Consider the following 25,128-nt stretch of genomic DNA (forward strand, 5'->3'; position numbering starts at 1 on the left):
TTATCTCTATTTAAAAAAACTGCTATTGCGCTTTTTTTATAGTTTTGTTCTAATAATACACCGATTGTGTATCTTTGTTCGCTGGTTAAGTGGCTCATTATTTACAACTTTGGTCAGGAGCAAATAAAGAACATTTATTCCATTCGAGAGAGAGGACTTTAAAGTCCTTTCTTTTGAAAAAATATCTTTATCTTTTCCCTAAAGTTGCATTAATTAGTTGAATCTAGTAAACAATTGCAAAAGAATATTAAATAAAATAGCATTTTAACTATAAAGGGGTATATAAAATATTAAACTCACTGTTTTTAACACTCTATTTTATTATTATATTGAACCGTCAGAAAACTAAAAAAAAGGCTCTCTTTATAAAAAGAGAGCCGTTGATTGTTTTTAAATTAAAACACTTTTAAAGTAATAGTATTTCTAAAACCAGGGCAAAAGCCCCTCAGTTCATTTGTTTTTTTTTACTATTTAGCCTGTTATATCGTCTTGCTTATACTTTAGGTAAACGGAATTTATTTAAAATTCCAACCCAATGTCAAACCGAATGCAACAGGTTTGATAGTTGCGTCTTTGTCTGTACTATACAATCCGTTTGCTTTTCTGTCATTGACTGATGTCGGGCTATAGCTTAAATAAGACTCGTTTTGTTTTTGGTCCAGAATTGTTCCGTAACCGCGATCAAGAAACATAGCAGCGTACAAAGCGCTCTTTTTTCCCATTTCAAAAGTAAACCCTAACTCAAACGTACTCATTAAAACCCCTTTTGTGTTGTATTCACCTGATACTGCATAATTTGATTGACTACCAAAACCATATTCCGGTAAATTATCAACCGTTAAATTAATATCTGGATAGTATCCAACACCTTTTACCGTTTCTGCCGAAGCTTCGATTTTGTAATTTACAGGTAAGAAGTACTTAACGCCTGCCCTAAAATTAAAATCAATTCCTTTGTTAATATTTTTTCTAAACTGTACAAAAAGCGGAATTTGAATAGCTTGCAATTTTTGACATTCTTTATAATTTCCTGTGCTTATTGTATAGGCAAAAGCTGACCCAGTACGGTCAACTTCAAAATTGGTTAGAGTTGCTGATGATTTTTCTAAAAACACCGTTTGCTTAAATTGAGCAAACTCAACTCCCGATCCAATACCTATATGATCCGTCAAGGAATAAATATAACCTGCCTTTAATGCTCCACCAATGTCACTGCTTGACCGCACTCCTTTTACATCACTTTGAATATTGGCTATTCCTGACTGTACACCCACATAAAACTGCGCTTTAATTCCTTGAGAGAATAAAATTAGCGCAAATCCTATTATATATTTAACATCAAATTTCATATGTTTTTATGTTTTTAATATTAGAATAATCCATCCCCATTTCTATAAAATGAGGATTTCATACTCTTAATTATTTGATTTTTAATTCTTAACTAAAAGATTCTTTGTGAAATATTTACCATTTGCCAGAGTCATCCTTACAATATAAATTCCCTCAGTACTCGGTGCTATCATATCTGTTGTTTTATCATTAACAACTTTATCATTGATTAGTATTCCAAGTGTGTTAAACACTGTAACACGCGCATTTTGCAACTTAGCTGAATCTACATTAGTGATGAGTTGGTATACTGAATTACTTCTAACAGGGTTAGGCGCAATCTTTAAATATTCTACTTCTACTGAAGGAGAGAATGTCAAAGCACAAGTACTAACTACTGTACCATCCACTTTTGTAGCTATAGCATAATAGCTGCCATTTAAAACTGCACTATCTTTAAAATATTGAGCTGTCTGACCTTGTACTAAAACTCCGTTTTTAAACCAGCTGTATGCAACAAATTCATTAGAACTATTATCAAAGAAAATAACATTGTCAAAATGCTTTCTAATTATATTAGGTCTGGTATTTACAACCGTTACAATAGCTGTTTTAGTAGAAACATTCCCACTATTATCTGTTACTTTTAGAGTAACGATATTATCACCTACATTGCCACAACTAAACAATGCTTTATCGAGTTCTAATAACTTGATTCCACAATTGTCTGTTGAACCGTTGTTTACATCTGCGGCAGTTATCAACACGTTTGCCGAAGCACCAAGTTGAACCGTAATGTTTTTCGTCAAAGTTACTGGTGCAATTTTATCTTCAACAGTAACAATGGCCGTTTTAGTGGCAACATTTCCGTTAGTATCAGTAACTCTTAAAGTAACCGTATTTGCTCCAGCATTTGCACATGTAAAGCTTGTCTTGTCTAGTGTTAAAGTAGTAATACCACAATTATCAGTTGAGCCATTGTTTATATCGGCAACAACAATCGAAGCAGTACCAGCAGCATTAAGCTGAATTGTGATATTCTTCGTAATTACTGTAGGAAGAACATTATCAATCACAGTAACCGTCTGAATTACTTTGGTTGCTGCATTTCCAACGTTATCACTTACGTTCCACCTGATCGAGGTAGTTCCTATAGGATAATTAGCATTCAATGCTAATCCATCACTTCTTACCCCAGTAGGCACACCTACAGAACAATCATCTGTCGCAGTGGCATTTACAACTACTACTGTTGCCCCACAAAATGTTGCAGCACTATTTGCGTTTATATTCGCCGCAGCTATGATTACCGGTTTTTGGTTAACGACTACATTTACAGTTCTTGTTACAAACGATTCATTATTCAAATCATCTTTAACACTATATGTAATTATGTACTGACCAATAACATTCACATTAACAGATCCTGAAACCAAAACCGATGATGTAATATTCTTGTTCAAATTATCAAAAGCCGTATAAGCTGACTCAGTATAAGCACATCCTTGCGGTACTGAAACCACAGAGCTACCTAAAAGTGTAATTACAGGTTTTACGAATTCGATAGTTACTTCCCAATTATTAATATTTCCGTTTTGAGCTACGATATTATAGCCAACCTTTGAAGTATAATTTAATGTTGTTACCCCACTATTTTGAAGATAAGTACCGATACGTGTTTTCGCCAGATCAGACACTTGAAAAGAAGGGACTAATGCGCTAAAGTTAGCATTGTTATTGACTAATACTTTAATAATTCTTGTATTCGCGTCAATGGAAGCTATACCAACTTGATTTTGTACTGAGTACGAAAGAAACTCAGCTTCTGTATTTTTAGCATTAACGGTAACCATATAATTTGTTTTAGAAAGTTTGTTTTCTGAAACTACGGTAACCATAACACTATTAGAATAATCTAAATTAGATGTTTTTGAACTTAATTGTGACACATTATCAATACTAAGTTCAGCACCTGAAGAAACACTGAAATCAGCTATAAAATTTCTTACATCAATTCCATAAGGAACCGTAACAGTAGCATTATCGCCAACAATCACAGTATTAATATCCTGGATTAATCCTGGATTAGACGACATTTTAAAGTTATAACTTAACAACTTACTTTCATTACTTAATCCTGAAAGCACCTTGATTGTATAGCTCTCTGAAACGCCTGTATTAAAACCAACTCCTTCTACTGTAAAAGTTACAGGGTTTGAAAAATTATTAGTTGTTACACCACTTACTTGAGTTGCCCCATTAATTTTAGCAACCGAATTCATACCAATAATAAATTGCGGTATGGCAGTAGCAACATTTACGCCATCTTTCAACAAGAAAGTATACGTTTTATTGGCTGCATCATACGAAGATGAAAGCTGATCAACTAATTGCAAGTTTTGTAAAAGTACAGGAGCATTCCAAAATTTCCCTGCGCCTTGACCGTTGGTGTCCGCATTTGTAACAATTGCAGTATTATCATTTGTTGTAGTATCAAAAACAAATTGTTTGTTTCCTTCAGCAAAAGAATAATAAGCCAATAAACCGACTTCATTACCCACATATTTAGTCATTGTATTAGCCGCAATTGTTGCTTGGTCACGAACTCCAGACCAAATACGAACTTCGTCTATGTGTCCGCTAAAACCACGAGCTAAACCAGCATTATTCCCAATAAAAGCAGGTAAAGTCCCATTAGCAGTAGCAGCAGCAGCAGTACCTGTAGCTGTAAAAGGAACTGAAACTCCATCAATATAAATCGTATATACATTCGTCGCGCTGACAGTAAAAGCAACATGATGCCATTTATTTATTTGAACCGAATTTAAACCGGTATTAATGGCATAACTCCCAGCAGCTGTAGTAATCGATAATACTAAACTATTCTCTTTATATAAGGCAAGACTATTATTAGTATGCACAAATAGAAGTACTCTGGACTTGTCTAAAATTCTACCAAAAATAGTTGGGCTTTTTCTATTAACCCAAGCTTCAAATGAATAATTATTGGTAAGGTTTAAAGCTGGTGTACTATCTGTTACAATATAATCATCAATACCATCAAAAGCTCCTGTAACATTAGTACTAGCATTAGCTACATGGGATAAGTTAATTGATTTAGAATCATTAGTAACATCTGTATCACCAACTAATTTAGTAAACACTTGAACTGTATAATCACCTACTGGCCCTAAATCGGCTTTTGTTGTAAAAGTAATCGTAGCTGTAGCCCCAGCAGCTATTGATATTACTTGATTTTGAACTACTTCTAGACCACCGTTAATACGATAAGCGACAGGGAAATTAGAAATAGCAACATTAGAAAGGTTACGAATAACAGCACTAACCGTTACTGGTAATTTACCAGGTTTCATTGGCGCTGAAACCGATTCTATACCTGCGTTAGCAGCTGTATAAGGAAGAACATTAATTGTATATTCTTCTATTTCAAAGTCGCCTCTGGACGTTGTTAACCCATCAAAAGTAGGCCCAAGATTCACATTGAAAGACTCGTTTGGCGAACGGAACATATGGATCACACGCATTAATTTCTCACCAGATGTTGTTCCAGCAGGTATTGTCAATCCTCCCACTAACGTCGTATTATGTCTGAAATTATGAACACTTGTAGTAGATGCAATTGCAGGAGCAGTTGCTGTATTTAAAGTATTTACCCAAAAAGTACCTGCATAAAACTCATCTGTTAAATTACCATCACCGTTCAAATCGATTACTACCATGGTGAAAACTCCCGGATTTGTCGTTACATCTCTGGTAATCGGTCTTTCTGGTTTAGTTATCACAATTTCTGGCTGATAAGTAAACCCAGCGTAAACAGGAATTTTAATGCTTTTGAAATCCGAATATGCTGATGTCCCCGAATTGTTTACAAGTCCATCCCATTTTAATCTAGAAATTGCGAACCCATTTGTATTGGTATTCAAAGGCAAATCGTTTTTATTATAAACAACCTTCACCAAAGTATTATTGGCTACATTATTGTCAACTACATCAATACCAGCAGTTACTGAATAGGTAGCATCAATAACCGACAAATCTGCTTTTGTTATAAATGTAAAACTTACAGTGGCAAGTGATGCTATAGTAGGAACCAGGTCGGTAACTTTAGACTTCCCGTCAATTTGATAAAAAACAGGAACATTTGTTGCAGCTGTTGGTCCTAAATTTGTAACACGAATAGTAACATCATTTAAGCTTATTTTTTTCCCAAGTACCTCAGGAGTTACAATCGAAACAATTTCATAATCCGTTACCGTAGGCTTCGCTACACAAGATATATTAGCAACCCACCCTTTATCAACCACTTCAGTATCTGATGTAAACCTGAAAGTTAATTGTCCACTAGCAGCAGTAGAAGTAAAACTAGGTGGTAAATTTGAACCGTCAAATACCCCTAATAATGGGGAGGTAATAAGTGGTCCATTATATATAAATAGATAATCATATCCCGTTTCAAGTGAAAATTCCGTAAAATCAACTTTTATACTTGCCCCTACAGTTGCGGGCGTAAAAGTAATTGTTTGAGTAAGATTATTGGCATAATTTGCATATCTACTTCCACTATCTGTAAAAGCAGCTGAACACGTAGTTAAACTTGTCGTACCCATCAAAACATCAGTTCCTGAATTAGTCACTGTTCTAGTTAATGAATTATTTGATGAATCTGAGTCATCTGTTGGCATTATTTGACCAACCACTGTGTATACTCCTCCAACAGAATAATTTGCTTTTTGAGTAAAATTATAAGTCACTTCACTTAAAGGATTAATAGGTCCAGCGATAATTTCATTAACAGTCGCTCCTTGATTTATTTTATAAGAAACCGGAACGTTAGAAACTGCAACAGGAGAAAAGTTATACACTTTTACAGTTACTGTTTCATTAGCAGTTAAACCTACATTAGGAGTTAACGCTGTAAGAGCAAGATCTGTAGCTGTAGCTTCAAAAAACTCTACATTATCAACAAATATTGTGTTATAAACAGGTGTTGTTGCATTGGCATCATTATCCATTACTCCCTCAAAAACAACATTAAATTTAGTTCCTGCAAAAGCAGCTAAATTATAAGTTAAAGTTCTAGTTGTTGAAGTTGTAGTACCTGCATAAACAGCGGCATCTTCACTACTCGTTAATGGAACTCCGTTTACTAAAACTCTAAAAAAGTTTTTATTAGTAGTTACATCATTTTTTAAAACCAAGTCAAACTTCATGCGAACTGCTTTACCAGTCAAACTAGTAGCATCAATTTCACAAAAAGACAACCTTTTTATATAGTTTGGATTATTTGTAAATGCATTAGCTGTTGTACTGGCAACCCAAAGAGGAGATCCGGCAACATTAGAACCAGACATCTTTACAGCATCTAAAGAAACAAGACCAATAGACTGATATCCAACAGTTCCAGTTAAGCTTGCTTTAGACAATGTATAGTTCGTTGGTTTTCTATCATTAAAGTTTTCCTTGTATGGTAAATTAAGAGCCGTAAATATTGGTTTATCAATAGGTTCTACATTTATAGCTTTAGATCTTTCAGACACCAAGCCACTTGCGATATCAATCGCACGAACTGCAAACCAATTGTCACTCCCAACCGATAGATTAGTAAAAGTATAAGTTGGATCATTAGTTGTAGCAACTAAATCAAATTTAGACCCATTTAACTTTAACACTTCGTATTTAGCTCCTGCAATTGCATCCCAATCCATTTTATAAGATGTTCCACCACAGCCTGGGGCAACAATTACTAAATTTTTTGGTTCGGACATAATTGAAAAAGCTTGCGTAGAAACATCAACTTTACTTCCTGCACTTATTCTAATTTTTGCATTTGGAACAAATCCGGCAGGTACTATCCAAGCAAAATTCCTTGCAGCAGAAGGGACATTGGTTGCAATAGCACTATAAGTATTACCCCCATCTGAAGAATATTCTATATTAAAAGTTTTGTCTTCACCTTCATAATCCCAACGAATGTATTCAGTCGTGCCTGGGTTAAATTTCTCTCCACCTATAGGATAAGTTAAAACTAATTCTGGCGAAACATAATCATAAACCACCGAAAATTCCTGTGTATTTAACGGAATGCTGGTTCCTGTAACAATTATTTTATAAGTACCCGCTGCAGGTTTATCAAGGGTAATTTGCTCAATATTATTTAAATTATCTACTCCTCTTTTTGCATTAATATTAGGAAGTTTTGGATCTAAAATCCAAGGAAGAGTCGTTGCACCGTCCTTTACAATTTTAATATCTAAATCATTAACTTGAATACTAGTAGCCCCCGGAGTTGCTCCGATATCAGAATAAGCTAGCATAATTTTTAAAGAAATTAAACCTGCGGGAACAACAATTTCTTTTTCATAAGATGCTCCGTTAGCAATTGAAGCAGTATAAAACATTTTATTGTCTAACACTTTAATTGCTCTTAAGGCATTCAGATTCCCAAAACCATATTTGTAATCTGGCCCTGAATTTCCTACATCTTTTGCAGTATTAGAAACTAATGCTTTCATTAATGAAGCTAATGGCTTATTTGCATATATGTTTTTGTACCTTTCATAAAGCAATACAAGTGTACCAGAAACTCCTGGAGTTGCCATAGAAGTTCCGCTCATTAATTGGTATCCATTATTATAATTTAGTGAATATACCGTTGAACCAACTGCAGAGATTTGAGGAACTAAACGACCATCTAGTGTTGGCCCGAAGCTACTATAACTGCTAATCAAATCATTAGGATCATTTGCAGCAACATGAAGCGCATTTTTTGAAGCTTTTGTAGATGTGTTAAAACCGCCAGCATAAGCAGTTTGCGCATTACCATTAGAATACACATTCAACAAAAACGGATATTTTACAGTTACATCATCATCTCCACGATCACCAACTGCGTATCTTACCGTATTATAACCCGAAATAAGATTTACCCCATAAGAGTTTGATGTAAGTTCTACACCGTCATTAAGAGCGGCAAGATCCCTTTCCATAAAAACGGGCAAACCATTAGACTGGGTGTTAAAATTCCATCCATAAATTTGTACTTCTGGAGCCATTCCTTTTGCTCTTGGATCTAATATACCAGCTCCACCTATAGTCCCAGAAACGTGTGAACCATGAGAATCTGGCGTTTCGTATTCCCTATTGATTACCCTTCCGGTATGGTCAATGTGTTTTTCAATATTTCCATCCCAAATGCCAATTTTAACTCCTTTTCCTGTTAGACCATATCCAAGTCCAGAGATATTAGAAGTTAATAAATTTACCTTATGAGAAGTTACACCTGGTAAATTATCACTTACTACTGGAGCATCTATTAATTCAATATTTTGCACCCAGTTTAATTTAGCAATTTCATTTAACTTTTCATTAGTAACTTGCAAATAAACTTGATAATACGATTCAATATTCTTGAACTTTTTTATACCTAATCGAATAAGATCCTCAGAAATGTTTTTGCTGTCAACTCCTTTGAAATAACTCACAACCAATTTTACAGCATTACCCTCTTTTGCAAAATCAGGAATCTCCTCATTTGCAATCACTGGATCAATCTTGAAACTTGGATCAATCGTGATTGATGTTCTGATATTTTTTGACACCTGACTTTGACTGTAAAACTTAGAATCAATAGAAACATAATAAGCATTATTATTCAAATAACTAATTAGAGTTATTCCTTTACTTTTTAGCTCTTTCTGTTCTTCCAAAGTTGGAATTTTTGTAAATTGCAACAAAGAATATTTATTTTCATTCTTGTTTACACTTAGTTTAAGTCCTTTGACTTGTTCATTAAAATTTGAAGTTGTGGTTATTCTATGTCCATTAACTGAAATAGAATAATCCTTTTGATAATTAATTTGCGACCATCCAGTAGTTGCATAAATCATCAAAAGAAATAGAAGTAGTTTTTTATTCATTTTTTGAAAATTAAGATTTTTTATATTAAAAATGTAAATCTATATAAAAAAATAACACACATAGCGTAAAATATTAAGTGTTTTTCAGAACAATTATTAACAGCTGTTTACAAATAAAAAAACAATTTAATTCAATGAATGTAAGGGAATTTTGTAATTTTTATCAAATAATAAATTAAATTAATTGACTTTTGCACCATTAAAAAATTCAAAATTGTCAGTAAAAAATAATTATGTAATATGAATATGAAGAGAAAGCGCATAAAAAACTAAAATAATATTTGAAAAAAAAGAGACTATCCTTATTAGAAATAGCCTCTTTTATTATAAACGGGAACGCCCAAATGAAAATCTAATTTATTTTTGCGCTTTTGACAACCAAGAATCTGTTAGGCCGTCATAATTTACAGGAGCTGCCGGTTTTTGATTTTGTAATCTTCCTGATTCGAAAGCTCTTACTAATATAGTCTCTATTAAATAGTCTTCGTTGACATCGTAAGGCGCATATTTTGTTTTCAAATTGATGTCAAACATGCTTGCTGCCGTGTTGGACCAAAAAGCTTTCCAACCGCTTTTAAGATTTTTGACTAGATCGTAAGTTGTTGTACCAGTTTGACGATGAATTAACTTTACCAATATCTGCCCTTGTTTGCGGGATAGCTTTTTGAGTTTGGATTCAAATTCATTGCTAAGGTAATCTTCAACTATTTTGAAGTACTTCTTTTTCTCCCTATTGGTGCTGAGTGATGCCATTCCTTTATTAAGAACAGTCAATCGCTCCGAAGCCAGTTTTGCATAAGGATAGGTTTTATAAACTCGGTTTTGAAGAATCAAAAATTGCTTTTTGGCTTCAGGGTCGAGTTTCTCTTTAAAGACTACTAATTCGGGTAATTGTATGGTGTCATGACGTATTGAGTCGTTTTCAGTTAATACATAACCCATCTTCGTAGTATCCTTTGGGGTTACTTGAGCATTAACTCCTATAGTTGTAAAAAGAAAAGAAAAGAAAAGCGTAACGATCTTCATAGGTTGAAAAATTTAATTGCCAAAATTATACAATATATATGCAACTGTGATACCAAATTTATAATTTAGCAAAAAAATAATTTTATGAGTACTAAATCAATATTAAAGAAGTCATCTCTTGACTTTTTAGAAAACTATCTTAATAACGCATCGCCGACAGGGTATGAAAGTGATGGGCAAAAATTATGGATGGATTATTTGAAACCCTATGTTGATACTTTTATAACGGACACGTACGGTACTGCTGTAGGAATTATAAATCCTGATGCACCTTATAAGGTAGTGATTGAAGGTCATGCTGACGAAATTTCATGGTATGTCAATTATATTACTGACGATGGATTAATCTATGTGATTAGAAACGGTGGTTCAGATCACCAAATTGCACCTTCAAAACGTGTCAATATTCATACTAAAGCAGGAATTGTAAAAGGTGTTTTTGGCTGGCCTGCCATTCATACCAGAAATAGAAAAAAGGAAGAAGAAGTAGCTAAAGTTGATAATTTGTTTATTGACATTGGCTGCGAAACTAAGGAGCAAGTTGATAAAATGGGCGTTCATGTGGGTTGTGTGATTACCTATCCCGATGAATTCATGATTTTGAACGAAAACAAATTTGTCTGTCGTGCCATTGACAACCGGATGGGTGGATTTATGATTGCCGAAGTGGCGCGTTTGTTACACGAAAACAAAATAAAACTTCCTTTTGGATTGTATATCACCAATTCCGTTCAGGAAGAAGTGGGTCTTCGCGGTGCAGAAATGATTACCAAAACCATCAAACCAAACGTAGCAATTGTGACTGATGTCTGTCATGACTCTACCACTCCAATGATCGATAAGAAAGTTGAAGGTGATACAAAAATCGGTAAAGGTCCTGTAGTAACTTATGCTCCGGCTGTTCAGAATAATTTGAGAGAATTGATTTTGGAAACTGCAATGGCTAAAGAAATTCCGTTCCAGCGATTGGCTTCTTCTCGTGTTACTGGCACAGACACTGATGCTTTTGCGTATAGTAACGGAGGCGTTGCCTCAGCTTTGATCTCATTGCCTTTGCGTTACATGCATACAACCGTTGAAATGGTGCACCGTGATGATGTTGAAAATGTGATTAAATTGATATACGAGACCTTATTAAAGTTAGAAAACGAAGAAACATTTTCTTATTTTAAATAGTTTTAGGAGCTAATCCCGCTATCCGTTGCAATCTTTCTAGTCCTGAACTTGTTTCAGGATCCTGAAACAAGTTCAGCACTAGAAAGGATTTCCACTTTTATCGGGGCTAAAAACCGCAGTTCAAATTATGAATTGCGGTTTTTTTGTTAACTTTACTTAAACAATTCTTAAAAATGCAATCTACCGCTACATCAATCGACGCCTATTTAGAAGAAATCCCCGAAGAGAGAAAGGATGCTTTTAATAAACTTCGAGAAACTATTCCAAAAGGATTTGTTGAACAAATATCATACGGCATGATTAGTTATGTAGTTCCACATTCTATTTATCCTGATGGATATCATTGTGAACCAAAACTTCCCTTACCCTATATCAATATTGCTTCTCAGAAAAATTTCATTGCCCTTTACCACATGGGGATTTATGCCAACCCGGAATTACTAAATTGGTTTGTTACCGAATACCCAAAATACAGCTCCCAAAAATTAGATATGGGAAAAAGCTGCATCCGATTTAAGAAGAGGGATCAAATTCCATTTGAATTAATCGCAAAACTCGTCCAAAAAATATCTGTTCAGGAATGGGTTAATTGCTATGAATCCCAAATTAAAAAATCGAAATAAGCAGCAATCTTAAAATTAGAAACCATACACATCATCAAAAAATATTTTAGGATGGGTATTAATCCTAAAAAAAACCGCAAATCATAGTATGAATTGCGGTTTATATATACTTTTATGGAAATTGTTCTATCTGTTCGCTAGATATTCCAAAACATTTTTTTCGATTCTTTCATCTATATTGGTGATATCTGCTTTTACAAATTTCTCTCCTAAGATATTTTCATATAATTCAATATATCTTTCTGAAACCGATTGAATATATTCATCAGTCATCTCAGGAATTTGTTGTCCTTCTAATCCTTGAAAACCATTTTCAATTAACCAACGACGAACAAACTCTTTTGATAATTGTTTTTGTTCCTCACCCCTATTTTGACGTTCTTGATATCCTTCAGCGTAAAAATAACGCGAAGAATCTGGGGTGTGAATTTCATCAATCAAGACAATAACTCCTTCTTTAGTTTTACCAAATTCATATTTGGTATCGACCAAAATCAAACCACGGCTTGCTGCAATTTCAGTTCCTCTTTCAAATAAATCTCTTGTGAATTTTTCTAAAACGATATAATCTTCCTCCGTAACAATTCCTTTTGATAAAATATCCTCACGAGAAATATCAGCATCGTGCTCCCCATTACCTGCTTTGGTAGTTGGCGTTATAATAGGTTCCGGAAATTTATCATTTTCTTTCAAATAATCAGGTATTGTCACTCTGCAAATTTCTCTTTTTCCAAGAGCGTATTCACGAGCAGCATGGCCTGAAAGATAGCCACGTATTACCATTTCTACTTTGAAAGGCTCACATAAATGACCAACAGCTACATTAGGATCTGGAGATGCAATTAACCAATTGGGAACAATATCCTGTGTCAATTCCATGAATCTGGTCGCAATTTGGTTTAGGATTTGACCCTTATACGGAATTCCTTTTGGCAAAACCACATCAAAAGCGGAAAGCCTATCTGTAGCAACCATAACCAAAAGTTCATCATTAATATTATAAACTTCTCTTACTTTACCTCTGTAAACTGATTTTTGATTTGGAAAATTAAAGTCAGTCGTTGTAATTGTATTGCTCATTATAGTTGTTGTGTTGCGTTGTTTTTAATAAATGCAAATTTAAAATTATTTCATACAGATTCACTAAAAAAAGAATAGTTTTTAAGTACCCTATTTTTCAAGAAGCGTATCGTTGAATAAATTAAGAATACGGCCGTATTCATCAACCCAAGAATAAGTTTCTTTAAAACCATGTGATTCAACCGGGAAACTTGCCAAAGTCCATTTTTTCTTGCCTAATTCGATAAAACGCTGAGACAAACGAACAATGTCTTTGTACTCCACATTGTCGTCAACCATTCCGTGAAGCATCAATAAATTTCCTTCTAAATTATTGGCAAAATAAATTGGAGAACTTTTTTTGTAGGCATCTGGATCCGTTTCGGGAAAATTAAGAATATTTCCTGTATACCCATGATTATAATGCGCCCAATCCGTCACGGAACGCAATGCCGCTCCCGAAGCAAATTCTTTTGGAGTTGTTAACATTGCCATAAGCGTAATGAAACCGCCGTATGAACCTCCATAAACACCAACACGACTTGCATCTATTCCGTAGTTTTGAATCAAATAATTCTTCCCGTCTATATTATCGGTTAAATCTTTGCCTCCCATAAATCTGTAAATTCCTGTTCTAAAGTCGCGACCATATCCATCACTTCCTCTATAATCAATATCTAAAACAGTGTATCCTAAATCAACCAATAAGTTATGAAACATGTACTCCCTATGGTAAGTACTCCAATAATTATGGGCATTTTGCAAATAACCCGCACCATGAACAAAGAGTACTGCCGCTTTATTTGCTTTATCCGTTTGTGGCTTGTACAATCTGGCATGCACTACTGTTCCGTCTTGTGCTTTAAAAGTAATTACCTCTGGAGTTCTCCAAGAATAGGCTTTGAATGCTTCTGTTGTTGAGTTTGTAATTTGGCGAAGGTTTGTATTTTTTTTATTTTCGGCAACATACAGTTCCCAAGGTTTATTTTTATAGGAATAACGAACCAATAAAGTGCTTTCGTCTGGAGATAAGCTTACTTCATGTGCGCCATCCTTAGTGAGAAGGGACTGTAAAATACCATCTGAAACCGTCAGTTTATAGAAATTTCGATTTCCGGGATGTGTTGTATTAGTTGTTAAATAGAATGCTTTTTTGTCTTTGGCTAAAGTCACATCGCGAACTTCCCAATCCCCTTTGGTAAGTTGTGTTTTCTTTTTTGACTTTAAATTAATAGTGTACAAATGAGAATATCCTGTTTCTTCTGCTTGAAAGTAAATGGTTTGGTTGTCACCAAGAAATCCAAGTGTTCCCGAATCAAAAGAATCTGAAGGAATTCCAGGTCCGCCAATCCACGCTTCATCATGTTGGTATTCAATTTCCTCAAAAGTTCCTTTTGCTAAATTTAGACTCACCAACCATCTGTCCTTATTATCCTGACTTCTTATTTCAGCAATCGCATAGGAACCGTCCTGATTGTAAATAGGGTCCTGAACAACAATTAGTTTATCCGCTTTTTCTTTGTTACTCGATTTTTCATATAAACTCAAATATTTTGGCACATCTTGAATATGACTCAAAGAGGAAAAATTTACTATATATGTCGAATCCTTTGCAACATTGTAAATTCCAAATTTAGTATTTACAAAATTATTTACAGATACTTTTTCCTTAGTATCAGGCGTTTTATTGTACCCATCAGCCGTAACGAAAACTTCCATTTTTTCGCTTTTGGTATCGGCCTGTTCTGTCAATCTAAATGTAGCATAATTTCCATTTGGGTTCATTTTTATATTTTCCAAAGCATTTTTTCCATAATAATACCCTTTTGGAAAATCCGATTTTGTTGCATTCGTTTTTGCCAGATTCCAATTTTTCTTCGCTTCTTGATCTCGTACAAACTGAAACAATTCGTTTTGCTGTTTTTTCAAAAAAGAATCGGTATCTGTATCAGCATCAACCGCTTTTCCTTTCTTAAAATTAGTGATTTGAATTATTGTTCCTTCTTTGGTATTGTACTTGAATATATTTTCATTCTGTTCAAAAAACACAATTCCATCCTCAAAACCCAATTGCAGGTTTGATATTGGACTACTCTGTTGATATAGTTTTTTAGAAACCTTATTTTTAGCTGAATAGGAAAATAACCTTCCTTTATCAATATAATAAAATAGGTCTGAGACTTTGTTTACCTTAAAATCAAATTTCGAAAATTCGGCTTCCTTTAGAGGTGCCAATTCCGGTTTTGACGAACCATTTTTCCAAAAATAGGTAGATAATCCTATTTCATTATTTGGATTCCATTCGAAATAAACTTTTTTTCCATCCAAGGACCAACGCCCATTTACTGGCTGAACGCCAATAAAAGCATCGCCTTTCATTATTTCTTCTAACTTTAAATTTTGACTTTGGCTTGCTATGGAAAAGAAAACACAAATAAGAACTGCTATTTTTTTATTCATTATAATATAGGTTATTTTTAGATTTAGGTTTGGTTGGGGAAATTATTTCGAGATTTATAAAATTAGAACATTTTGCGAAAGGTATTTTGCAACACCATCTTTATCATTGGTAGTAATTATTTCTAAATGCGGAAGCTTGTTTTTCAAACTATCAGGTGCATTGGCCATTAACAATCCTTTAAAAGTTGAATTTAACATTTTTTCGTCATTATATCCATCTCCAAATGCAATTGCATGTTCAAACATTAAATTCTCTTTTTCGAGTATTTTAGCTATAGCAACACTTTTATCCACTGATTTATCCATAAATTCCAAACAAAGCGGTAAGCTAAAAGCATGACTAAAAACGTCGGGATGGTTCACCAGAATTCTATCTCTTAATGTTACCAATTTAGCATGGCTGTCATGCGTAAAAAACATTTTTATTGCGCTGACATCTTCAAGCGTTTTAAAATCAACTAATTCAGGAATATAATTTAATTCGGTTTGAAAACTGTTTAGCTTTTCATTATGTTTATTCGTTTGCCAAACATTTTCTTTAAAAAGTACCGTTGTAAATTCAGGTTCAATGTCTAATGCCAAAACCGATTTTATTGCTTCACTATCCATATCTTGTAAAAAAAGCAATTCTTTATCAGGAGCATGAATACGAGCTCCATTTGAAGTAACTAAATAAACCGGACAACCTAAACTGTCCACAATTGGCATAGCATCAAGATGATGACGACCTGTAGCTACAATAATTAAATAGTTTTGATTGTGAAGTTCTTGAAAAATACTCTTAGTATAATTGGAAATTTTATGATCTGAATTTAATAAGGTTCCGTCTAAATCGCTAATAACTACTTTAATTTTTTCTTTTGAAATCATTTTTTTCTCTCCTCATTTATAATAATCCAAATTTATTCAATTTTAAAGAGATACACAAAGAAAATGGGAACGAGAATCTTCCTTTTAAGATAGGCTTAAAATCATCGATCGGAAATTTACAAAGATTTACAATTTAAAAGAGAAGGAATATTAAAAAAAGAGAGGATTAATTAACTTAAGTCCTCTCTTTTTCAATGATAAAAATAATTCTTAATCGTGATTTTCTATTTGTTTGTAGGCGTCAATTACTTTGCTTACTAATCTGTGTCGGACAATATCTTTGTCATCAAGATAAATAATTCCAATTCCTTCCACATCTTTTAGAACCAATATGGCTTCTTTAAGCCCTGAAATGGTTCTTCTTGGTAAATCGACTTGTCCCGGATCACCCGTAATCATAAACTTGGCACTTTTCCCCATACGTGTCAGAAACATTTTCATTTGCGAATGGGTAGTATTTTGGGCTTCATCCAAGATTACAAAAGCATGATCCAAAGTTCGGCCACGCATAAATGCCAAAGGTGCAATCTGGATAATTCCTTTCAGTATATAATCTTCCAGTTTTTCATTAGGCAGCATATCACGCAAAGCATCGTACAAAGGTTGCATATACGGGTCCAACTTTTCCTTCATATCACCCGGAAGAAAACCAAGATTCTCCCCTGCTTCTACAGCCGGGCGCGTGAGTATAATACGCTTGACTTGTTTTTCTTTCAATGCTTTCACGGCCATGGCGACTCCTGTATAGGTTTTTCCCGTTCCTGCAGGCCCAACAGCGAAAAGCATGTCGTTTTTATTCATGGTATCTACCAGCAATTGTTGGTTTGGAGTCATCGCCTTGATGATTTTTCCACCCACACCGTGTACCAAAATTTTGTCCTGATCGCCCATTCGTTCCACTTGTTGGCCATCACTTAAAATAACACGTTCAATAACATTATTATCTATAGTATTGTAACGTGTAAAATGCAGCATCAACCGTTGAAATCGTTTTTCGAACTCGTCCAAAACTTCTTTTTCGCCAAAAGCTTTTAAGGTTGTTCCCCGAGCAACAATCTTTAATTTTGGGTAGTATTTTTTAATTGTTTCAAGATGAGTGTCTTGAGCGCCCCAAAAGTCTTTTGGAGCGATGTCTATGAGCTCGATGATCCTTTCGTTCAAATTAAGTAGTTTTAAATTAAAATTAATCAATTAGTAAATGGTATGCCTATTCGTCTAATTTGTAGTATTATTTAGAATTTGTTTTTGTTTTTTGCTTTTTTGAATTTACTATTATTAGCTTTGCGTTTCTCAAATTTAATAAAAAATAGGTTCACATAATACCAATAGTTATAAACAAATTTATGTCAATAATTACCCTTACTACCGATTACGGCTTGAAAGACCACTTTGTAGGTGCGTTGAAAGGAAAAATATTGTCTGAGTATTCCGAAGCAGCAATCATAGATATTTCGCATGATGTAGACCCATTCAACACAGTTGAAGCAAGTTACATTATTGGAGCCTCCTATGCGAGCTTTCCAAAAGGCTCTGTTCACCTCATTGGAGTTGATATGGAATTTAATAAAGAAAATCAGCATATTGTTATGCAATGGAATGACCATTATTTTATTGCGGCCGATAATGGCATTTTAAGTATGCTTTCGCAAAAGATTGTGCCTCAAAAAATAGTGACTATCAATATCCATGATCGATTGCCTAGTGGTGCGACTGATCTTGATGTTTTTGTAAAAGTAGCCTGCCATATTGCCAAAGGAGGTTTGCTGAACGTCATTGGCAAAGAAATAAAAAATATAAAACAAGTAACCGATTTACAAGCTGTTATATCCGATGATGGAAATTCATTAAAAGGACATGTCATTTACATTGATCATTTTGGAAATGTCATTACTAATATTTCTAAAAAGTATTTTATTGAAGTTGCCAAAGGCAGGCCTTATGAAATTGTATTGAAAACTAAAAATATCAAAACTATTTTGCCAAATTATTCGGCGATTGCCAGTTCCGATAAATATCCGATTAAATCTTACGAAGGCGAAAAATTAGCAATTTTCAACGAAGCTGGTTATCTGGAAATTGCCATTTTCAGAAGTAATCCTTCTAAGGTGGGTTCAGCGAATAGCTTGTTAGGATTGAATTACAGAGATGTTGTAAACATAGTATTCAGTTAGCAGTGGTCCGTAATCAATTTAAAAAATCTAAAATCATCAATCGTTAATCCTAAATCTAAAATCTAAATGTTTGTACGAATAGTAAAATTGAGCTTTCACCAGGAAAATATTCCTGCTTTTTTAGAAAACTTCGAGTTGATGAAAGAAAAAATACGAAACGCTCCAGGAAATCGTTTCTTAGAGCTGTATCAGGATAAAGACAATAAATGTATTTTCTTTACGTACAGTTATTGGGAAACCGAAGAAGACTTAGAAAATTATAGAAAATCAGAACTTTTTTATGATGTCTGGTCTTTTACCAAAAAATTATTCAACGACAAACCAGAAGCTTGGAGCGTTGATAAATTAGTTAGTTTAGAATAATTACGAAGTTAATAACGTAAAATGATAAAGTTATTTTCTTTTATTGCATTTGAGCTATTAGTCGTTTTGCTATTAGTATTTTTAAATAAAAAATATTTTAATTATAGATTATCAAATTTTTTAATAGCATCAATTTCTGCATTTATCTTTTATATATCCATAATAATTATGGTCTTTATTATTAGGTATATTATTCAAAAAGACTTACATTCTTTCGATTTAAATGGAGATGAATTTTTTACAGGAGCTGAGAGAACACCTGAATTAGAAAAAGCTCTAAGAAATTCAGCTAATGATACTGGATTAACTTTGGCACCAATAACTGGAATAATTTTTAGCTTAATATATTTCATAATAATACTTATACCTTTAAATAAATTCAATAAAAATAAATACAAATCAACGAATTAACATAAATGAAATCCATATTATTACGAGAGATAAAATCTTTTTTTGGTTCACCTATCGGTTACTTGGTAATCGCTGTTTTTTTAATTAGCAACGGACTATTTCTTTGGGTCTTTGAAGGAGAATACAATATATTGAATACTGGTTTTGCCGATTTAACCCCATTTTTCACCTTGGCACCCTGGATATTAATCTTCTTGATTCCGGCAGTAACCATGCGCAGTTTTTCTGATGAAAAGAAACAGGGAACTTTGGAATTATTATTAACCAAACCATTAAGTATTTGGGAAATTGTCACTGGGAAATTTCTTGGAGCTTTGCTATTAATTGTAATGGCAATCATTCCAACCTTTATCTATGTTATCGTAATTTCTCGTTTGGGAATGCCTGAAGGCAATATCGATATGGGAAGTACTATTGGCTCTTATTTTGGATTATTGTTCCTGATTGCAGGATATTCAGCCATTGGAATCTTTACTTCTACTCTGTCCGAAAATCAAATTGTAGCATTTATAATTGCGGTTTTCCTGTGTTTCTTTTTCTATTTTGGGTTCGAAGGTTTATCAGCTATTGTTCCCATTCTTTCCAGCTTTATTTCTTCCTTAGGAATGCAAGATCATTTTAAGAGCATGAGCCGCGGCGTTCTGGACACGAGGGACATTATTTATTTTTTAAGTGTCACGGTTTTCTTCCTATCCTTGACTGTTTATAATCTAAAATCTTTTAAATCGTAATGATACCTATTAAAAAAAGCAACCTAAAAACTTTATTGATTACACTCGCCATTTTGCTGATTATAAATGGTATTGGAAACCAATTTTTTCATCGTTTTGATTTAACTAAAGACAAAAGATATACCCTTTCTGCAACTTCTTTGAACATAATTAAACAAGTGCAAAATCCTTTGTCTATCAAAGTATATATGCAAGGCGATTTACCTGCTGAATTTAAACGATTACAGCAAGAAACCCGACAATTATTAGAAGAATTTCAGGCGTATAACAAAAATATTGTTTTCGAATTTGTTGATCCTTTGGAGAACAAAGACGAAAGCATGGATAACATAAAAGAGTTGTATCGTAAAGGTTTAACTCCAATAAATATTACCGTTGATGACAAAGGAAAACAATCCCAAGCTATGGTTTTCCCTTGGGCAATTGCAGTATATAACAATAAAGAAGTCAATATTCCTTTGTTGAAAAACAGAATGGGTGCTTCGACTACCCAAAAAGTGATTGGATCCATTCAACATCTTGAATATTCTATTGCTGATGCTTTAAATAAAATCACCAAAGACAAACAAAAAAAGATAGCAGTAATCAAAGGAAATGGCGAGCTTCAGGATATCTTAATGGCTAAATTTCTAATGCAAGTAAGAGAAAGTTACCACATTGGACCTTTTACTTTAGATTCGGTTGCCAAAAATCCTATTGGAAGTTTAGACGCTTTAGAAAAATATGATTTGGCCATAATTGCTAAACCAACAGAAACTTTTTCGGATGCAGAAAAACAGGTTTTAGACCAATTTATTATCAACGGGGGTAAAATGTTATGGCTTGTAGACCAAGTAACTGTTGAAATGGATAGTTTATACAATTCATCCGGATCAACATTGGCCTATCCGAGAGATTTAAATTTGAATGATTTATTCTTTAAATACGGAATCCGAATTAATCCTGATTTGATAAAAGATGAACGAGGAAGCCCAATAAAATTGGCTTCCGGAGATCAAGGAAGCACAACTCAATTCCAAGAATTCAACTGGAAATTTGCACCTCAAGTTTATTCGAATAGCCCACATCCGATTGTGAAAAATTTAGGTGGAATCAAATTCGATTTTGCCAATCCAATCGATACGTTGAAAAACGGAATCAAGAAAACTATCTTGTTGCAGTCTTCCCAATATTCGCAAAAAATTGGAACGCCAACAGAAATTAATTTGAATAGTGTAACCGAAGAAACAAGTCCAAATGATTATTTGAACAAAGGGAATATTCCGCTTTCAGTTTTATTGGAAGGTTCGTTTCATTCCATGTTTGAAAACCGAGTTTTACCATTCGATCAAAAGAATTTTGAAAGCAGAGGAAAAGAGAACAAAATGATTGTAATATCAGATGGAGATTTGATAAAAAATCAATTGGATAAAAACTTTCAACCAGTAGAATTAGGCTACGATCAACGTTCTGGAAATTTGTACGATAATAAAGATTTTTTAATAAATTGTGTCAATTATCTGCTTGATGATAACGGACTTATTAACATTCGAAGCAAAGATCTTGACTTACCATTATTGGATAAAGAGAAAGTTTATGAAAACTATACCGTTACACAATTCATAACTATCGGGCTACCAATTCTTATTTTAGTACTTTTTGGACTTCTATTTACTTTCCTTAGAAAAAGAAAATACAGCAAGTAGATGTTAATAAAAAATTTTCCATACTAAAGTACTTTACGATATATTTGTAAAATGTATGGTTTTTAAAAATAAAATAAAAAGTATACCAAAAAAATAAAATATAACAGATGAAATTTATAGTATCGAGTTCGTACTTATTGAAACAATTACAAGTTTTAGGTAACGTTATCAACAGTAGTAATACTTTACCTATTTTAGATAATTTTCTTTTTGATTTAGATCAGAATGTATTGACGGTTTCTGCATCCGACTTAGAAACGACTATGTCAGCGGCATTAACTATAGATTCTACGAGCAAAGGAAGCGTTGCTGTTCCTGCAAAATTACTTTTGGAAATTCTTAAAACATTTCCTGAGCAGCCTTTAACTTTCACTGTTGAAGAAAATAGCACGATTGAAATCAGTTCTAATTCTGGAAAATATGCATTGGCTTATGCTCCGGGAAATGAATTTCCTAAATCTGTAAACTTAGATGATCCTTCTGTAACGCTAGTTCCTGCCGATGTTTTGGCAACTGCTATCAGCAAAACAATATTTGCTGCCGGAAATGATGATTTACGTCCGGTGATGTCAGGTGTTTTCTTTCAGTTTTCGCCACAAGGATTGACATTTGTAGCTACTGATGCTCACAAATTAGTAAAATATGCCCGTACAGATGTTGTGGCTTCTCAAGTGGCTGATTTTATTATGCCAAAGAAACCTTTGACTATCTTAAAAAATATTCTTACAAGTTCAGATGCTGAAGTAAAAATTGAATACAACGATTCAAATGCTACGTTCTCTTTTGATAACTACATTTTGATGTGTCGTTTGATTGATGGAAAATATCCAAATTATGAAGCGGTAATTCCTAAAGAAAATCCAAATAAATTAATGATTGATCGTTCTCAATTTTTGAGCTCTGTTCGTCGTGTAGCTATTTTCTCTAACAAAACTACACACCAAATTCGTTTGAAAATCGCTGGTGCTGAATTGAATGTTTCTGCTGAAGATATTGATTATTCGAATAAAGCAGAAGAAAGATTGACTTGTGATTATCAAGGTGATGATATGCAAATAGGATATAACTCTCGTTTTCTTACGGAGATGTTGACTAACTTGCAATCAGACATGATTATGCTTGAAATGTCTTTACCAAACAGAGCCGGAATTCTAACTCCTGTTGATGGATTAGAAGAAGGTGAAACGGTAACCATGCTTGTAATGCCAGTAATGCTAAATAGCTAATCCCTATTTAGATTTTAAAATACGCTATTAACCAAACCATTTTTATATTTAAAAAACCGTCCCGATAATCGGGACGGTTTTTTGCTTTTATTCTTTTTGTACTTCAATTGGTTTTGTCATTCCGACGAAGGAGGAATCTCATTGCGTGAGTTTCCTCCTTCGTCGGAATGACAAGATTGTGAATGTGCTAAACCGATATCTAAAATCTGACACCTGAACACTCAACACTTTTCCTAAATCACTCCCATTTTTTTCATTAGGAAAGTAGCACTTCGATTTTTACAAATTCCATCCCGAAGTTTATAGTCAAAATGTAATTCATCATTGTGGATTTCGACTTCAAAGCATTTATTGATTAGTGTATTTGGAAAGTCATTAGTCGTCAGACAAACTTCGATATCATGCGTTGCGATGGCGCCAATGGCCTTTTTTGCAATCACTTTTTTGACTACTTCTATGGTTCCATTTCGTTTATCATCAGAATTTGTTCCTCTTAATATTTCATCTAATAAAACAAAAGCAGGTCTATCTTCCAATTCATCCATAATTTGTTTTAAACGCTTTATTTCAGCAAAGAAATACGATTCACTGTCGGATAAGGAATCCGATAAACGCATCGAAACCAAAACTGGTAAAGGATGTACATTTGCACTGCTGGCACAAACTGTCGATCCCATTCCTGACAACACCATATTAATCCCTAAGCTGCGCAGAAAAGTACTTTTGCCTGACATATTAGAACCCGTCAAAATCATGAAAGATTGTGGATGAAAACGTACCTCATTCCCTACCCGTGTTTTCTCATTCAACAACGGATGACTCAGATTAGAGAAATCAATTTCGAAATTTGTATTTATAATTGGAAAAACAAACTCCGGATTATTATAGGATAAATTACCCAAGCTATTCAACATTTCAAATTCACCAATCACTTTTAACCAATCTTCGAGCGCTTCGGCATGGTCCTTTTTCCATTGTATCAATGATTTTAAAACATGAAGATTAAAAAGAAAAGTTCCGTTGAAAACTAATGCGGTTACAAAATTTCCAATACTGTCCATTTTCGAAAATAAAACAGCCAATTGTTTCAGATGAACACTGGCGTTTTCTTTTTTATAGGTTAGTTTTTGTTGCAAATCGATCAATTTTTGAGATTCGAAAGTTTCCTTCTCAATTTTTTGAACCAGCAAACTATATTGATTGATGATTTTATCGACGTTCTCTGCGTTGGCAATTTCAATTTGTATGCGTCTTAAAAATCTACCCATAAAAGCTAAATTGAAAACAAACAAATAAGCTAAGTACGATACAAAAACTGGCTTTGATGTCACTAAATAGGCAATAAAAACGCCTAAGAATAGTACCGGTGAAATATAAGAAATCAACACTGTGGCTTTTGATAAAGGTTTGCTTTCAAAAGTACTCCACTTCAATAAAGTTTCATAACTGGATTTAGTATCCTGGCTTATTTTGGCGAAAGCCAAGAATTCCTGACGCCAATCTAACTTATTGGATAATTCTTTAATCGCTTTATGGTTTTTTAAAATTTCCTCATTTGGCAAAAGCGTTAAAAGTTGTTTGGCCAATGTTTTTTTTCCAATAAATGTGGCTGTTCTATTTAGGTTTTGGAACAGGGAATGATCTCCAAAAATATCCAAATCGTACGCATAAGGATGATGAAAATCATTAAATTCCTGTCCGTTTTCAAAGGGGATTTTTTTTCTTTCTAAATAGGAAATTTCATTTTCATTAATTTCAATTAGGGCAATAAATATCTGTTTTTGAAAAGATAATTTGGCATGAAAACGCATCAAAAGGATAAATGACCCAAAAAACAAAATTGCCAAAATAATCAGAAGAAATTCACTTGTTTGAAAGTAATAATAGAGAGAAACTAAAAAAAGCACAATAGTTAGCAGTCTAAAAAAACTGATGCTATTGTACTTTTTGTTAATTGTATTTAATTGGGCTGAATAGCTTTCTTTTTTCGATTTATATACTTCCATATTTCATTTGATGAGATGCAAATATAAGGAAATAGAACTTGGCTGGAAACCTAAT

The 25,128-nt window shown here is 33.6% G+C and carries 16 protein-coding genes; 8 read left to right on the top strand and 8 right to left on the bottom strand.

The window, feature by feature from the left end; translation table 11 throughout:
* Nucleotides 1–515: 515 nt before the first annotated feature.
* The 3 genes from ACFX5E_RS00005 to ACFX5E_RS00015 all read right to left on the bottom strand — a co-directional run bounded on the left by ACFX5E_RS00005 (nt 516) and on the right by ACFX5E_RS00015 (nt 10,292).
* Nucleotides 516–1,349 (bottom strand): hypothetical protein, encoded by an 834-nt coding sequence (locus ACFX5E_RS00005; RefSeq protein ID WP_379853107.1) that lies wholly within the window; start codon nt 1,347–1,349, stop codon nt 516–518.
* 81 nt (nt 1,350–1,430) lie between these two features.
* Entirely contained in the window at nt 1,431–9,266 is a 7,836-nt protein-coding gene (locus ACFX5E_RS00010; RefSeq protein ID WP_379853108.1) for a S8 family serine peptidase, read from the bottom strand.
* Nucleotides 9,267–9,623: 357 nt separating this feature from the next.
* Complete coding sequence (locus ACFX5E_RS00015) at nt 9,624–10,292, bottom strand: DUF4294 domain-containing protein (RefSeq protein ID WP_379853109.1); 669 nt, start codon at nt 10,290–10,292, stop codon at nt 9,624–9,626.
* An 84-nt stretch (nt 10,293–10,376) separates the two neighbouring features.
* On the opposite strand from ACFX5E_RS00015, the gene ACFX5E_RS00020 reads away from it, so the two are divergent.
* Both ACFX5E_RS00020 and ACFX5E_RS00025 read left to right on the top strand, forming a co-directional pair.
* A complete protein-coding gene (locus tag ACFX5E_RS00020) occupies nt 10,377–11,468 on the top strand; it encodes a M42 family metallopeptidase (protein WP_379853110.1) in 1,092 nt (363 codons plus the stop codon).
* A 173-nt stretch (nt 11,469–11,641) separates the two neighbouring features.
* Nucleotides 11,642–12,091 carry a DUF1801 domain-containing protein gene (locus ACFX5E_RS00025; RefSeq protein ID WP_379853111.1) on the top strand — a complete coding sequence of 150 codons (450 nt, stop codon included), beginning with the start codon at nt 11,642–11,644 and terminating at the stop codon, nt 12,089–12,091.
* 126 nt (nt 12,092–12,217) lie between these two features.
* Here ACFX5E_RS00025 and ACFX5E_RS00030 read toward each other — a convergent pair whose 3' ends face one another.
* From ACFX5E_RS00030 to ACFX5E_RS00045, 4 genes are all read right to left on the bottom strand, one after another.
* Nucleotides 12,218–13,171 (bottom strand): phosphoribosylaminoimidazolesuccinocarboxamide synthase, encoded by a 954-nt coding sequence (locus ACFX5E_RS00030; RefSeq protein ID WP_379853112.1) that lies wholly within the window; start codon nt 13,169–13,171, stop codon nt 12,218–12,220.
* Between the two features lie 90 nt (nt 13,172–13,261).
* Nucleotides 13,262–15,610: a S9 family peptidase gene (locus ACFX5E_RS00035; protein ID WP_379853113.1), complete on the bottom strand. Its 2,349-nt coding sequence runs from the start codon at nt 15,608–15,610 to the stop codon at nt 13,262–13,264.
* A 54-nt stretch (nt 15,611–15,664) separates the two neighbouring features.
* A complete protein-coding gene (locus tag ACFX5E_RS00040) occupies nt 15,665–16,480 on the bottom strand; it encodes a Cof-type HAD-IIB family hydrolase (RefSeq protein ID WP_379853114.1) in 816 nt (271 codons plus the stop codon).
* Nucleotides 16,481–16,690: 210 nt separating this feature from the next.
* Complete coding sequence (locus ACFX5E_RS00045; protein ID WP_379853115.1) at nt 16,691–17,641, bottom strand: PhoH family protein; 951 nt, start codon at nt 17,639–17,641, stop codon at nt 16,691–16,693.
* A 182-nt stretch (nt 17,642–17,823) separates the two neighbouring features.
* Here ACFX5E_RS00045 and ACFX5E_RS00050 point away from each other — a divergent pair, with 182 nt between their 5' ends.
* From ACFX5E_RS00050 to dnaN, 6 genes are all read left to right on the top strand, one after another.
* Complete coding sequence (locus ACFX5E_RS00050; RefSeq protein ID WP_379853116.1) at nt 17,824–18,651, top strand: SAM hydrolase/SAM-dependent halogenase family protein; 828 nt, start codon at nt 17,824–17,826, stop codon at nt 18,649–18,651.
* A 66-nt stretch (nt 18,652–18,717) separates the two neighbouring features.
* Nucleotides 18,718–19,014 (top strand): putative quinol monooxygenase, encoded by a 297-nt coding sequence (locus ACFX5E_RS00055; RefSeq protein WP_379853117.1) that lies wholly within the window; start codon nt 18,718–18,720, stop codon nt 19,012–19,014.
* 21 nt (nt 19,015–19,035) lie between these two features.
* On the top strand, nt 19,036–19,425 hold the full coding sequence (locus ACFX5E_RS00060; protein ID WP_379853118.1) for a hypothetical protein: 390 nt from the start codon (nt 19,036–19,038) through the stop codon (nt 19,423–19,425).
* 5 nt (nt 19,426–19,430) lie between these two features.
* A complete protein-coding gene (gene gldF / locus ACFX5E_RS00065) occupies nt 19,431–20,156 on the top strand; it encodes a gliding motility-associated ABC transporter permease subunit GldF (RefSeq protein ID WP_379853119.1) in 726 nt (241 codons plus the stop codon).
* On the top strand, nt 20,156–21,841 hold the full coding sequence (gldG, locus tag ACFX5E_RS00070) for a gliding motility-associated ABC transporter substrate-binding protein GldG (protein WP_379853120.1): 1,686 nt from the start codon (nt 20,156–20,158) through the stop codon (nt 21,839–21,841). The genes gldF and gldG overlap by 1 nt, the downstream gene beginning before the upstream one ends.
* Before the next feature lie 107 nt (nt 21,842–21,948).
* Nucleotides 21,949–23,067, top strand: a complete 1,119-nt coding sequence (gene dnaN / locus ACFX5E_RS00075; RefSeq protein WP_073210869.1) for a DNA polymerase III subunit beta — start codon at nt 21,949–21,951, stop codon at nt 23,065–23,067.
* A 233-nt stretch (nt 23,068–23,300) separates the two neighbouring features.
* On the opposite strand, the gene ACFX5E_RS00080 is transcribed toward dnaN, so the two are convergent.
* Entirely contained in the window at nt 23,301–25,073 is a 1,773-nt protein-coding gene (locus ACFX5E_RS00080; protein ID WP_379853121.1) for a MutS-related protein, read from the bottom strand.
* Nucleotides 25,074–25,128 lie beyond the last annotated feature (55 nt).

The sequence above is a fragment of the Flavobacterium xylosi genome (assembly GCF_042787345.1).
GTDB classification, from domain to species: Bacteria; Bacteroidota; Bacteroidia; order Flavobacteriales; family Flavobacteriaceae; genus Flavobacterium; species Flavobacterium xylosi.